Genomic DNA, 14,012 nt, shown 5'->3' with positions numbered 1-14,012 from the left:
GGGGACGGCGCGCCCGACCGTCGCCTCCTCGGTGATCGCTAAGCTGACAGACGTGTCCGGACCGCGTCACACCGACCATCGTCTCCTCCGTGACATCGGCGCCACGGTGGCAGCGACGTCCGCAGCCGCCGGAGTCACCTGGGGTGGCTACAACCTGCTGGTCTGGCAGGCGCAGAAGGCCCGCACGGTGATCCCGCATCGCACCGACAACGCACCCGACGGCGACGGCCTCTACCGACCCGACGGCACCGGCCCGGCCCGGGTCACCCGCGCCAATGCCGCCGACGCCACCCTCCACCTCGCGGTCTTCGGCGATTCCACTGCGGCCGGACTCGGCGCCGACACCGGCATCCAGACCCCGGGGGCGCAGCTCGCGCGCCGGGTCGCCGCCGAGACCGGCAACGTGGTCCGGTACAGCAACAAGGCGATCGTCGGCGCCACCTCGAAGGGCCTCGACTCGCAGATCGACGCCATGCTGATCGCCGGGCACCGGCCCGACATCGCGGTCATCCTGATCGGCGCCAACGACGTCACCGCACGTAACGGCATCCGGTCGTCGGCGATCCGGGTCGGAAAGGCGGTCGACCGGTTGCGCACGATCGGCGCCCAGGTGGTCGTGGGCACGTGTCCCGACATGGGTGTGATCACCGCTGTGCCGCAGCCGCTGCGGTCGCTGTTGCGACTGTGGGGGCTGCGGCTCGCGGCGTCGCAGAAGTCGACCGTCGTCGCCGCCGGCGGTCGAGCGGTCCCGATGGCCGACCTGTTGTCCGAGGAGTTCCGGGAGGCGCCGGACCGGATGTTCTCTTTCGACCGCTATCACCCGTCGAATGCCGGCTACGAACTGGCCGCCGACATCCTGATGCCGGAGGTGCTGGCCGCGCTCGGCGAGTGGGGACCCGAACCGCTCCCGGAGCCGCCGGAGATCTCGCCGTCGGTGGACAACAGCAAGTTCACCGAACGTCTGCTGCGGGTGGTCCGGACGGTGCGGCATGTGCCGATGCCGCACGGCCGTTTCGGATAGGCCGTGCCCAGACCCTCAGGGCAGCTGTGAAGTAACGTGTTTCACATGCCTGAAGCTGTCATCGTCGCCCATGCCCGCTCCCCCATCGGCCGCGCCGGGAAGGGATCTCTGAAGGACGTCCGCCCGGACGAGCTGTCCCGACAGATGGTCGCCGCCGCCCTCGCCAAGGTCCCGGGCCTCGATCCCGCCGACATCGAGGACATCCACTGGGGTATCGGCCAGCCCGGCGGTCAGGGCGGATACAACATCGCCCGCGTGATCGCCGTCGAGCTGGGCTTCGACCACATCCCCGGTGTCAGCGTCAACCGTTACTGCTCGTCGTCGCTGCAGACCACCCGCATGGCGCTGCACGCCATCCGGGCCGGTGAAGGCGATGTCTTCATCTCCGGTGGTGTGGAGAGCGTCTCGAGCTTCGGGATCTCCGGCGGCGCCGACGGTGCCCCGAACTCCAAGAACCCGATCTTCGACGAGGCCGTCGCCCGCACCGAGAAGACCGCCGAGGGTGGCGCCGGCAAGTGGACCGATCCGCGCGCCGACGGCATCCTGCCCGACGTCTACATCGCGATGGGCCAGACCGCCGAGAACGTCGCGTCCTTCACCGGCATCTCCCGGGAGGACCAGGACCACTGGGGTGTGCTGAGCCAGAACCGCGCCGAGAAGGCCATCGCCGACGGGTTCTTCGCCCGTGAGATCGACCCGGTCACCCTGCCCGACGGGTCCACCGTCAGCACCGACGACGGCCCTCGCGCCGGCACCACCTATGAGAAGGTGTCGCAGCTCAAGCCGGTCTTCCGCCCCGACGGCACCATCACCGCAGGCAACGCCTGCCCGCTCAACGACGGTGCGGCCGCGCTGGTGATCATGAGCGACACGAAGGCCAAGGAGCTGGGCCTGACCCCGCTGGCCCGTGTCGTGGCCACCGCGGCCACCGGCCTGTCGCCGGAGATCATGGGTCTGGGCCCGATCGAGGCGATCCGCAAGGTGCTCAAGGTGTCGGGGATGTCGCTGTCGGATATCGACCTCGTGGAGATCAACGAGGCCTTCGCCGTGCAGGTGCTGGGTTCGGCCGACGAGTTGGGCATCGATCACGACAAGCTCAACGTCTCCGGTGGCGCGATCGCGCTGGGCCACCCGTTCGGCATGACCGGCGCCCGCATCACCACCACGCTGCTCAACAACCTGCAGACCCATGACAAGACCTTCGGTATCGAGTCGATGTGTGTCGGCGGCGGCCAGGGTATGGCGATGGTGCTCGAGCGCCTGAGCTGATCCGATCACGGTCGAGACAGACGAAAAGAACCCCGCTCCGGTCGGAGCGGGGTTCTTCGTGTCTCGTGCGTGTGGCGACCGCGCCAGATGATCCCTAGTCGCTCTGGAAGTAGCTCAGCAGGCGCAGGATCTCGACGTAGAGCCAGACCAGGGTGACGGTGAGGCCCAGCGCCACGCCCCAGGCGGCACGGTCGGGGGCACCGGCGCGGATCAGGCGATCGGCGGCGTCGAAGTCCAGCAGGAAGCTGAATGCGGCGAGCGCGATGCACACCAGCGAGAAGATGATGGCGATCGGGCCGCCGTCACGCAGGATGCCTGCGCTGCCGGTGAAGAGGCCGATGATCAGGTTGCCGACCATCAGCACGATCACGCCGATCAGACCCGCGAACAGCATGCGGGTGAAGCGCGGGGTCACGCGGATCGCGCCGACCTTGTAGACCAGCAGCATGCCGAAGAACACACCGAAGGTGCCGAGTACGGCCTGGCCGATGAGCGCACCGGCGTTGGCGCCGCTGACCACCAGGTTGGCGAAGACGTAGGAAAGCGAACCGACGAACAGGCCCTCGAGGACCGCATAGCCCAGGACGATCGCCGGGTTGTCCTGCTTACGGCCGAAGCTCGCGATCAGCACGAGCACGAGACCGCCGATGGCGCCGACACCGCACAGCACCGGTGCGAGGGCCTCGTTGGACGAGCTGAGGAAGTACGACACGATGGCCGAGATGGTCAGCACACCGAGGGTGATGGCCGTCTTGGTGACGACATCGTCGATGGTCAGCTGGCGTGTGCTCGGCGGTGCGGCCGGCGGGGTGTACGGGGTCTGCTGACCGTACTGGTTGTACATGGCGGCCTGTCCGGCACCGGCAGCACCGCTACCGAAGCCTGCATAGCCACCGGACTGATTGTCACGGACAACGCCGCGCATCACCGGATTGCTACTGTCTCGCACCTGATGCTCCCTTGTCTGGACGTGAGTGGACGTCTGAACTGTTCAACGGGGACGAACCCCCATGAGTTCCGACTTTACCTTTTCTTGACCATCGATGCCGGAACCGTATCGCCGGGTCTGCGGTCAGGGTCGACGGAGCCGGTCGACGAGCCGCCGGACGGCGTCGGGATCGGGACCGTCCACCGCCCGCATCACCACACGTCCCAGACATGCCGCACGGAGCAGGGTGGCGGCGCGCTGCTGCTCGTCACCCCAGTTCAGTACGGGTTTCGCGATCATCAGCGAGGCCACGCCGTGGGCGGCGGCCCAGAACTCGAGAACCACGTCGGCGATGTCGTCGGGATCGAACAGGCCGTCGTCGGCGAGTTCGGTGACGGTATCGGTGAAACGGACGAACGCCGACACGGCGAGCACCATGTCGACCTTCGTGCCGGTGTCGACGGTGGTCCGGGAGAACGCCTGCCGGTAGAGGACCGGGGTGGCCACCGCGAACCGCACGTACGCCAGTCCCTGCTGCAGGGCGCGTTCCATCGGGTCGTCGATGCCCGCACAGGCCTGGGCCATCTGGTCGTCGAGCTGCTCGAAGTAGCGGGCGCAGACCGCGTCGAGCAGTTCTTCCTTGTCGGCGAAGTGCAGGTAGATCGAGGGCGGGGTCACGCCCACCTTCGTCGCGACCGCCCGGATCGAGACCGCGCTGCTGTCCTGCTCGTCGAGGAGCAACTCGGTGGCGGCATCGATGATCTCCTCGGCGAGGAGTTCACCGGAGCCGCGGGGGGACCGCGTCCTGCGTCGCGACGTCGTGCTCACTGCTCTCCTGTTCCGCTGTCTTCGTTCCGGCCGTCGTGCTCGCGGCGGGCGCCGCCGGAAGTCCGTGGTCACCTTCCTCCGACAGCCCGATCCGGTCGTGCAGGGCCCGCAGGGGTGCGGGCGCCCACCAGTTGGCGCGACCGGCCAGCCGCATGAACGCCGGGACCAGCAGCATCCGGATGACGGTCGCATCGATCAGTACCGCGAGGGTCAGACCCACCCCGAACATACGCATGAACGACACCTGGGAGGCGGCGATCCCGGCGAACACGATGCTCATCAACAGCGCCGCGGCGGTGACCACACGTCCGGTGCGGGCCAGGCCCACGGCCACCGCGTGATCGTTGGCGGCCCGGCTGCGATCGGATGCGAGCCACTCCTCCCGGATCCGGCCGAGCAGGAACACCTCGTAGTCCATCGACAACCCGAAGGCGATACAGAACATCAGGACCGGCATGGTCGCCACGAGGTAGCCGGTCGCCGTGGTGCCGAGGCCACCGAGGTGACCTTCCTGGAAGAACCAGACCATCGCGCCGAAGGTCGCCGACAACGACAGCACATTGAGGACCAGCGCCTTCAGCGGCAGCACCACACTGCCGGTGAACAGGAACAACAGGACGAATGTGGCGATCGCGATCACCGCGAGCACCCACGGCAGGTGGGCGTAGATGGAGTCGACGGTGTCGGCGTTGAGCGCCGCGAGGCCGGTGAACGACGCGGTGAGGCCCGGCGGTGTGGGCACCGCGCGCAGGGACGCGAGCTGATCGGAGCCGGCGTCGCTGAGCGGCTCGACCTCGGTGGAGATCGACAGCAGCCCGGTGACGTTCCCGTCGTCGGCGGTGTGGACGTCGGCCGGAGCTGCGGGTCCCCGCGCGACGCCGTCGACGAAGGTCCCGGACGCTCCCGACACCGACGTCACCCCGTCGATCCGGGACAGCGCGGCGGCATACTCGGCGCGGACCGCGGGATCGGCATCGCCGACGACGACACCGGTCAGGGTGCCCGACAGGTCGTCGGTGAACTCGTCACGGATCTCCTGCTGGACCTCGTGTGCGGTCGCCGAAGCCGGCAGCACCCGGTCGTCGGGAAACCCGAACCTGATCGACAGGAACGGCGCGCCGAGTACCAGCAGCGCGACGATCACCCCGGCGCCGACGGTCGCGGCATGACGCAACACCCACTGCACGAAGCGATACCAGCCGCTCTCTTCGATCGGCAGGGATGCGGGTTCGGGGCGGCCCCGGCGTCTGCGTAAGGCCTTGCGCACGTCCAGGGCGTCGATGCGCGGACCGAGGAGCATCAGCAGCGCGGGCGTGACGACGAGTGCGGCGAGGACGGCGACGATCACCACACCGAGCCCGGCATAGGCGAACGACCGCAGGAAGTACATCGGGAAGATCGCGAGCGCCGAGAGCGACAGAGCGACCGTCACCGCCGAGAACGCGACGGTGCGGCCGGCGGTGTTCATCATGACCACGATCGCCTCAGGACGCCCACGGCCGGCCGCGAGTTCTTCCCGGTAGCGCGTCACCAGTAGCAGTGTGTAGTCGATGGCCAGCGCCAAACCCATTGCGGTGGTGAGGTTCAGCGCAAAGATCGACACATCGGTCACGCTGCCGATCAGGCGCAGGACAGCAAAGGTCACGACGATCGCGAACACCCCCACCGCGATCGGCAGGGCAGCGGCCACCACCCCGCCGAACACCACGATGAGCACGAGGAAGCTGATCGGGATGGCGATCCCCTCGGCGATCGCGAGGTCGCGGCTGGTCTGTTCGTTGACCTGCCGGAAGACGAGCGCCTGACCGCCCGCCCGGATCGTGATCCCGTTGCGTTCACCCACGATCTGGTCTTCGAGATCCGCGGCGTACCGCGGGGCCTCGTTGTCGCCGCCGGACAGCGTGGCCACGATCAGGGCCGACGAACGGTCCTTGCTCAGCAGTGACGGCGCCAGCGCAGGTTGCTGCCAGACCGACAGGATCGGCCGTTGCACATGAGGATTCGCCTCGAGCTCGGCGATGATCTCCCGTCCGGTGCGCATGCCGACGGGATCGGTGGCCATGTCGGTGCCCGGCGGGGCGTCGAGTGTGAAGACGATCTGCAGACCGCCTCGGTCGAAGGTCTCGTCGACGACCCGCGCGGCCGTGGCCGCCTCGGAATGCGGGTCCTCGTATCCGCCGGACAACAGGTACTGCGACGCCGACGCGCCATAGATTCCGGCCCCCACCAGAACCAGGAACACCACAGCCAGAACACGTTTGGGTGCAGCCGTCACGAGCTGTGCAATTCGGGTCAACATGGGTCCCCCAGACCTGTTGGTCGATCCATCCCTGCAGTTTGACTTATCGATGTTAAGTTAACGACGATAAGTCCCGTTGGTCAAGGGGTGGTCCCCCATCCGGCACACACCACCCCCACGCGCATCGGACGGTCGGCGATGGCATGCTGATGCCCACGCCCCCATAGCCCAATCGGCAGAGGCAGCCGGCTTAAAACCGGCACAGTGTCGGTTCGAGTCCGACTGGGGGCACCATCACACCCCTGCCGGCCTCCGGCCGGAGTGCGCCCACTGAGTTCAACTGGCATCCCGGAGGGCGCACCATCACACCCCTGCCGGCCTCCGGCCGGAGTGCGCCCGCTGAGTTCGACTGGCATCCCGGAGGGCGCACCATCACACCCCTGCCGACCTCCGGCCGGAGTGCGCCCACTGAGTTCAACTGGCATCCCGGAGGGCGCACCATCACACCCCTGCCGGCCTCCGGCCGGAGTGCGCCCGAATCCGGTCACCCCACGACCCGATCGGCCACCTGACCCACTGCCCTGCCGGACAGTCGCGGGTCAGGTCGATTCCGTAGCCGTTGTGATCACCGACACATCATCCCTAGATTTGCGAGCGACATCACCACCGAATGTCGAGATCTATGAAGGGATCACGATGACCGACGTTGCCATGGCTCCACCCGAGACGTTCACCCCACCGACCGGATCGGTCGAATCGGCCACTCCCCCTGCCCCACCCGCGAATCCCGCCGCGATCGGTGTGCCCACCTTCATCGTCGGGTCGGTGGCCCTCGGCATGGTGCTGGCGGGATTCGTCCCGGCCACCGGGGCCTCCATCCCGATCATCCTGGCCGCCACCAGCATCGGCCAGTTGATCGCGGCGATCTGGGCATCGTCGGCGGGACAGAACGCCGTTGCCGCGATCTTCGGCATCTTCAGCGGATTCTGGCTCAGCTATGCGGTCCTGGTCCTCGGCCTCACCCACGGATGGTTCGGGGTCGGTGACGCGGATGCCGTTGCCACCCAAGAGGTCTTCCTCACCTCATGGCTGGTGGTCGTGGGTCTGCTGACCGTGGCGACCCTACGGCTCCCGTTCGCGTTCACCCTGCTGTTCGTCCTGATCGACATCGCGCTCGTCCTGGTGCTGTTGGCAACGGCCCAGGGCAGCACCGCGATCCAGACCGCCGCCGGCTGTGTGGTGTTCGCCTTCGCCGCGGTCGGCGCCTACCTGTTCCTCGACGCCATGTCGACGTCCACCGGCGGGCCGGCACTCCCGATGGGACGGCCGGTCCTGGCCTGATCCACCTGGCCGACGCCGCCACCTCCTCGACGGGGGATGTGGCGGCGTCACAGGCATTTTCGCCCGATCACACGAAATCCTGCGCGCGTGCGCGCAGGTCAGTGCAGGCTCTCCAGGAGCCGTAGCCACACCTCGCTGACGGTCGGATAGGCCGGGACCGCATGCCACAACCGGTCCAGCGAGACCTCTCCGACCACGGCGACGGTCGCCGAGTGCAACAGTTCGGCGACGTCGGGACCGACGAAGGTGGCACCCACGATCACCTCCCGCAGGGCGTCGATCACGAGTCCCGCGTGTCCGCGATAGTCCGACCGCACCAGCGCCGATCCCGCGACGGCGATGTCGAGTTCGGTTGTCCTGACCTCGATCCCGGCGGCACGCGCGGTCTGCTCGGTCATTCCCACCGAGGCCACCTCGGGGCGGGTGAACACCACCTGCGGGACGGCCGAATGGTCGGCGAGCGCCCGATACCGGGGGCCGTCGAGCCGGTATCCCTCGGCGCGGGCGGAGATCACATCGCCCACCACCCGCGCCTGGTACTTGCCCATGTGGGTCAGCGGAGCACGCCCGTTGGTGTCGCCGACCGCATACAACCATCGTCGGCCGGCCACATTCAGGTGATCGTCGACGTCGAGGGGTTGGGTCGGATCGATCCCCAGCGTCTCCAGTCCCAGTCCCACCGTGGCGGGTCGGCGTCCGGCGGCGACGAGAACCTCGTCGACCTCGAGTCCATCGGCCCGCGAGCCGTCGGCCCCGGTCAGCGAGATCCGGACCGGCCCACCGTGGACACGGCCGGGGCCGGTGTCGCGGGTCTTCTCCCGCTGCACATGCCCGAACGTCTCGCCGAAGCGTAGGTCCACTCCGCGGGCTCGCAGGCCCTCGGCCACCAGCGTCGACGCCCACGGTTCCATGGCCGGCAGCAGCGCCTGCCCGCGCACGACCATCGTCACCGTCGCACCGAGATCGGTGAGCCAGGTGGCGGCCTCACAGGCCACCACCCCGCCGCCGAGTACGGCCACCCGTTCCGGAACCTCGACCAGGGCGGTCACGTCACGGGACGTCCAGGGCGCCGCGTCACGCAGTCCCGGGATGTCCGGGATCGACGCCGTGCTGCCGGTTGCCAGCACCACCGCCTCCCGTGCCCGGATGCGACGGCCGTCCACCTCCACCACACCGTCCTCACCGGTCAGCCATGCCCGGCCGCGCACCAGGTCGATACCCGCGCCGTCGAGCCATCGGACCTGGGACGCGTCGTCGCGGTGCGAGGTCATCGTGTCGCGCCAGCCGAGCAGCGCGTCGCGGTCGGGCCGGGTCGAGGTGACCTGAGGCGCCGAGCCGGGCAGTCCGGCGGCGGCCTCGAGCACCGCCCCCGCACCGAGCAGCGCCTTGCTCGGCATACACGCCCAGTAGGAGCACTCGCCGCCGACGAGCTGGTCTTCGATGATCACCGCGGTGCGACCGGAACCGCGGATGGCGTAGTCGGCGGCGTTCTCCCCGGCGGGGCCCGCGCCGATCACCACGACGTCATAGGTGTCCGTGCGATCTTCCGAACGACTCATGTGACCACGGTAGGCGCCGAGTGCCCTTCGCCAGGCATGATCGACAGTCATGTCGGACAGCGTTCATCAGGGCCCCTCGACGCCGGACGAGCCGGACACGGGCACCGCCGCGACGTCGAACCGCCCGGACGAGGTGCACTGGATCCGGGGCACCCGGCGCATCCTGGCCGCCGAGTGGCGGGTGATCCGCGGCCACGATCCCGATCTCGACCCCATCGCCATCACCGAGTACTCGGGTCCGCTGCTGGTCGCAGGGATCGCGATCGCCATCGTCGGGATTCTGCCGCTGGTGGGTACGCATCTGGGTTCCGATGCGGTCTTCGGCCCGCTGATCGGGTCGTTCGCCCTTGCCGCGGTCGCGACCACGACGATCGCCTGGCTGCTGGCGACGGTCCTGGCCGGGCTGGTGGTGCTGGTGGTCTACCACGCGTCGCCGAAGACGGCGACCATGACCACCGAGCATGCGGCGCGCGCCTCGTTCGACCGGATCACCGGGATCTCGTCGTCGGTCACCCTGATCGCATTCATCTCCGGCCTGGTCTCCCTGGCGATCGCACTGCCGCGATTGGAATCCACCGACGACGAGGACTCGGTTCTCGCCCGACTGTTGAGCGCCCAGGTGGCCTGCCTGTTACTCGCCCTGGTGCTGGCCTTCACCGTGGAGGCGTTGCGCACCGCCACCGCCATCCTGGGCTCGCAGGTGAAGGTGATCGCGTCGGTGGGCGGTCTGCTGATCACACTGGTCGCGTTCCACCTGGCCGCCACGGTCGGCCCGTTCGAACCGATCGCGCTCACCCGGACACTGCTCGACGCCTGGCTGCCCGCGACGGTCGACGGGACGCCGCGCGACGAGGTCATCGCCGATCTGCTCCCCGGGTCGGCGCACCTGTGGACTGCCCTGACCGTGACCGGATACGTGGTGGTCATGTGGCTGCTCCTCGGGTGGCGCACCGGCGACCTCCGACGATTGCGGGCCGCCGTCCGGATCGTCGGACACTGATCGCGAACCGGACCGGACACCGAGAGGTGGACCACAGAGACTGCGCACCCGAGGACGGATCGGAGTCGTGTTCATCCGGGATTCACCGCACACCCACCGAACTCTGCCTACACTCTGCGAGCGGCCGCATCACCTTGTCTGCGGACCAGCCCGTTCGGTGCGACCGCTCGACTGCGAGGAGCACAGGGTGAGCAACGCCGGATTTGCCGGATATTCGCGACGGGACTTCCTGGCCCGTGTCGCCGCCACCGGCGGCGCAGGACTGTTGACGTCGTGGGCGGCCCCGATCATCGACAAGGCATACGCCTCGGCCGATCCCGGCGGGAGTGGCTCCCTGTCCGACATCGAGCACATCGTGCTGTTCATGCAAGAGAACCGCAGTTTTGATCACTACTTCGGGAGCTATTCCGGCGTAAGGGGTTTCGGCGAGCAGTCGGCCGCATGGAAGCAGTACGGCTGGGCACCGGACGTCGGTCCCACCCCGTCCGGATACACCATGCCGTTCCGCCTCGACACCGCGCACGACGCCAACCTCGACGGGCAGTGCATCAACGATCCCGACCACTCGTGGGCCGGTCTGCACAAGGCGTGGAACAACGGACGCAACGACGGCTGGCTGCCGATGTCGATCTCGTCGGTCGGGCCGGAGAACGCCCCCGCACTGATGGGGTACTACGAGCGCGCCGACATCCCGGTGCACCGCTCGCTGGCCGAGGCGTTCACCCTGTGCGACGCCTACCACTGCTCGGTCCTCGGCCCCACCGACCCCAATCGCCTGTACTGGATGAGCGGCACCCTCGACCCCGACGGCAAGCACGGCGGACCGCTGCTCGAAACCCCCACGCTCATCCCGAAGTTCGTCTACACGTGGCGCACCATGCCCGAGAACCTCCGCGACGCCGGGGTGAGCTGGAAGATCTACAACAACAAGGACTTCGGCCCGGTGTCGTCGGTGATCCTCGACGGCATGATGGGCTGCTTCACGCAGGCACAGAACCCGAACTCCGAACTCGCCCGCCGCGGAATCGATCCCACCTACCCGGCCGACTTCGCCGCCGACGTCAAGGCGAACCGCCTGCCCAAGGTGTCGTGGGTCATCCCGCCGGCGATGGAATGCGAGCATCCCGCGCTCCCGGCGGCACTCGGCGCGGTCGGCATCGTGCAGCTGCTCGACATCCTGACCTCCAATCCGGCGGTCTGGGAGAAGACCGCGCTGATCATCAGCTACGACGAGAACGGCGGCTTCTTCGACCACGTCACCCCGCCGACAGCACCGCCCGGTACCCCTGGCGAGTACGTGAGCGTCCCCGACCTGGGAAAGGTGTCCTCGGCCAAGGGCATCCGGGGGCCGATCGGGCTGGGCTATCGCGTGCCGTGTTTCGTCATCTCCCCGTACAGCCGGGGTGGCCTGGTGGCCACCGAGACCTTCGATCACACCTCGCAGCTACGGCTGATCGAGAAACGGTTCGGGGTACCGGTGCCCAATCTCACCGCGTGGCGTCGCTCCACAGTCGGCGACATGACCTCGGCATTCGACTTCGGCCACCGCCCCGACACCACCCGGCCCAGGTTCGGTGACCCGGTACCCGCCGCACAGAATGCCCTGGTCACGTGTGGTCCGAATGTGGCCGCGGGAACCCTCGGCCAGGGCACACCCTACCCGGTGCCGCCCAATCGGATGCCCACCCAGCAGCCGGGAACCCGCCGCGCGCCCACCGGCTAGGGCCGTGATGTACTCGAGCCATGACCGATTCGGGTGTGTCCGCCGGCCCGCATGTCCCCGGCCCACAGATCCTGGCACTGGGTGACGGCGCCGTCGCGGGTCTGACCATCGGCATCTCCGTGTATGCGGCGGCCATCCTGATCGCGGTCGGGGTGGGGCTCACGGCCGCCCGGCAGGGGCGGCGGCGGCGCGCGATCATCAGCGCGGTGATCGTCGGCATCCTCACCGTCGCGGGTGTGGTGGTCGCGGTGGCCAGCAGCATCGTCTGAACCTTCTCGGCGCGAACCGGCATCTCGCCAGGGCACCGGGTGCCGATGGTGTCGCAGGTCACCCGATTCGTCGGATACCGGCCCGAGCGTGTACGGTCGGTACATCGTGATGCGCCTCGAGCAGCATCACTGCGTCGTAGAACGACTGTTGTCGGCGGGACGCCCGAACTTCCGGAGCGCCGCCTCGATCACTCCACTTCATACGGCGAACGAATGCGCGACCCCGCGCCTTCGCCATCCGATCGTCGCGATGTGGGTGTTCCACTCGGTGTCGATCCCTGCCCGAAAGGCATGATTGTGACCTCCTTCGCCGATCTCGGTGTACCCAACGCCCTCGTCGAGGTTCTCGCCGCCGACGGAAAGACCGAGGCGTTCCCGATCCAGGCCGACACCCTGCCCGACACCCTCGACGGCGCCGATGTCCTCGGCCGCGGCCGTACCGGGTCCGGCAAGACCCTGGCCTTCTCCATCCCCCTGGTCGCCGGACTGGCCGACCTCGAGGTCGCGCGCACCCCGGGTGCCCCGACCGGCCTGGTGCTGGCCCCGACCCGCGAGCTGGCCACCCAGATCGCCGACGCCGTCACCCCGCTCGCCGAGGCCGTGGGCCTACGTGTCACCACCGTCTTCGGCGGTGTGAAGCAGAGCCGCCAGGAGCAGGCCCTGCGCCGCGGCGCCGACATCGTCGTCGCCTGCCCCGGACGACTCGAAGATCTCATGAGCCAGAAGATCATTCGGCTCGACGACGTCGAGATCACCATTCTCGACGAGGCCGACCACATGGCCGACCTGGGCTTCCTGCCCGCGGTCACCCGAATCCTCGCATCGACGCCGGCCGACGGACAGCGCATGCTGTTCTCGGCCACCCTCGACAACGGTGTGGACAAGCTGGTCCGCCGCTTCCTGCACGATCCGGTGATGCACTCCGTCGACGACGCGTCGTCGCCGGTGGAGAAGATGACCCACCACGTCTACGAGCTGGCCGACGCCTCGACCAAGAACGACGTCATCCGGACCCTCGCGTCGGGCACCGGACGGCGAATCCTGTTCACCCGCACCAAGCATCAGGCCCGCAAGCTCGCCAAGAAGCTCACCGCCGAGGGCATCCCCGCGGTCGATCTCCACGGCAATCTCAGCCAGGCACAACGTGATCGGAGCCTCGCGGCCTTCGGTGGCGGCAACGTCCGCGTGCTGGTGGCCACCGACGTCGCCGCCCGCGGTGTGCACGTCGACGGCATCGAGTTGGTCGTCCACGTCGACCCGCCGGCCGAACACAAGGCATACCTGCACCGCTCGGGTCGTACCGCCCGCGCCGGCAGTGCCGGTGACGTGGTCACCCTGTGCCTGCCCGAGCAGCGCCGCGACCTTCGACAGCTGCTGGGCAAGGCCAAGATCACCGTCACCCCGCAGCGGGTGGACGCCTCCTCCGAGGCGGTCGTCACCCTCGTCGGCGAGCGCGCCGCGTATGTGGAGCCCGCCCCCGAGCAGCCCGTCCAGCAGCGTCAGCCGCGCGGTCCGCGTCGCTCCGGCGGCCAGTCCGGCGCACGTGACAACCGCAGCGGCCGCGGCCGCAGCCGCGGCGAGCAGTCCGGCACCGGCGGCTCGCAGGGTTCACGGACACGGTCGGGCAACTCGCGCCGGTCGGCGGGCGGCCATCCGGAAGGGGGCGCCGCGCGTTCGGGCTCGACCACCCGTTCCGGCGGCACCGGCCACGCCGGTGGCACCCGCACCCGGGATGCCCACGCCGGTGGCCCCGCGCGTCGCGGCAACGGTCGCAACGGCAACGGCCAGGCCGCGCGTCGACGCACCTCCGCCCCCACCCACTGATCCCGCGTCAC

11 protein-coding genes and 1 tRNA gene are annotated in these 14,012 nt (G+C 68.8%); 8 read left to right on the top strand and 4 right to left on the bottom strand.

Annotation, left to right across the window (positions count from 1 at the left end; all coding sequences use genetic code 11):
- The first annotated feature begins 52 nt into the window (after nt 1-52).
- Together ACWDUA_RS09920 and ACWDUA_RS09915 are read left to right on the top strand one after the other, a co-directional pair.
- Nucleotides 53-1,021, top strand: coding sequence for an SGNH/GDSL hydrolase family protein (locus ACWDUA_RS09920; protein WP_449750844.1), 969 nt, complete (start codon nt 53-55; stop codon nt 1,019-1,021).
- Between the two features lie 45 nt (nt 1,022-1,066).
- Nucleotides 1,067-2,290 carry an acetyl-CoA C-acetyltransferase gene (locus ACWDUA_RS09915; protein ID WP_449750843.1) on the top strand — a complete coding sequence of 408 codons (1,224 nt, stop codon included), beginning with the start codon at nt 1,067-1,069 and terminating at the stop codon, nt 2,288-2,290.
- Between the two features lie 94 nt (nt 2,291-2,384).
- On the opposite strand, the gene ACWDUA_RS09910 is transcribed toward ACWDUA_RS09915, so the two are convergent.
- The 3 genes from ACWDUA_RS09910 to ACWDUA_RS09900 all read right to left on the bottom strand — a co-directional run bounded on the left by ACWDUA_RS09910 (nt 2,385) and on the right by ACWDUA_RS09900 (nt 6,345).
- A complete protein-coding gene (locus tag ACWDUA_RS09910; protein ID WP_449750842.1) occupies nt 2,385-3,239 on the bottom strand; it encodes a Bax inhibitor-1/YccA family protein in 855 nt (284 codons plus the stop codon).
- 123 nt (nt 3,240-3,362) lie between these two features.
- Entirely contained in the window at nt 3,363-4,046 is a 684-nt protein-coding gene (locus ACWDUA_RS09905) for a TetR/AcrR family transcriptional regulator (RefSeq protein ID WP_449750841.1), read from the bottom strand.
- A complete protein-coding gene (locus ACWDUA_RS09900) occupies nt 3,997-6,345 on the bottom strand; it encodes an MMPL family transporter (RefSeq protein WP_449750840.1) in 2,349 nt (782 codons plus the stop codon). Before ACWDUA_RS09900 ends, ACWDUA_RS09905 begins: the two co-directional genes overlap by 50 nt.
- Before the next feature lie 157 nt (nt 6,346-6,502).
- Between ACWDUA_RS09900 and ACWDUA_RS09895 the strand changes: the two genes are divergently transcribed.
- Nucleotides 6,503-6,579, top strand: a tRNA-Leu gene (locus ACWDUA_RS09895).
- A 402-nt stretch (nt 6,580-6,981) separates the two neighbouring features.
- The gene (locus ACWDUA_RS09890) at nt 6,982-7,626 is read left to right on the top strand and encodes a GPR1/FUN34/YaaH family transporter (protein WP_449750839.1); all 645 of its coding nucleotides are present in this window, start codon (nt 6,982-6,984) and stop codon (nt 7,624-7,626) included.
- A gap of 98 nt (nt 7,627-7,724) precedes the next feature.
- Here the strand turns inward: ACWDUA_RS09890 and ACWDUA_RS09885 are convergent, their stop codons facing one another.
- A complete protein-coding gene (locus ACWDUA_RS09885; RefSeq protein ID WP_449750838.1) occupies nt 7,725-9,185 on the bottom strand; it encodes a dihydrolipoyl dehydrogenase family protein in 1,461 nt (486 codons plus the stop codon).
- 49 nt (nt 9,186-9,234) lie between these two features.
- Between ACWDUA_RS09885 and ACWDUA_RS09880 the strand changes: the two genes are divergently transcribed.
- From ACWDUA_RS09880 to ACWDUA_RS09865, 4 genes are all read left to right on the top strand, one after another.
- Entirely contained in the window at nt 9,235-10,185 is a 951-nt protein-coding gene (locus ACWDUA_RS09880; RefSeq protein ID WP_449750837.1) for a hypothetical protein, read from the top strand.
- A 187-nt stretch (nt 10,186-10,372) separates the two neighbouring features.
- Complete coding sequence (locus tag ACWDUA_RS09875) at nt 10,373-11,908, top strand: alkaline phosphatase family protein (protein WP_449750836.1); 1,536 nt, start codon at nt 10,373-10,375, stop codon at nt 11,906-11,908.
- A gap of 20 nt (nt 11,909-11,928) precedes the next feature.
- Nucleotides 11,929-12,177, top strand: a complete 249-nt coding sequence (locus ACWDUA_RS09870; protein WP_449750835.1) for a hypothetical protein — start codon at nt 11,929-11,931, stop codon at nt 12,175-12,177.
- 297 nt (nt 12,178-12,474) lie between these two features.
- Nucleotides 12,475-14,001, top strand: a complete 1,527-nt coding sequence (locus ACWDUA_RS09865) for a DEAD/DEAH box helicase (RefSeq protein WP_449750834.1) — start codon at nt 12,475-12,477, stop codon at nt 13,999-14,001.
- The last annotated feature ends 11 nt before the right edge of the window (nt 14,002-14,012 follow it).

This window comes from Gordonia sp. NPDC003376 (assembly GCF_053589235.1).
This window is presented reverse-complemented; position numbering and strand designations above follow the sequence as displayed.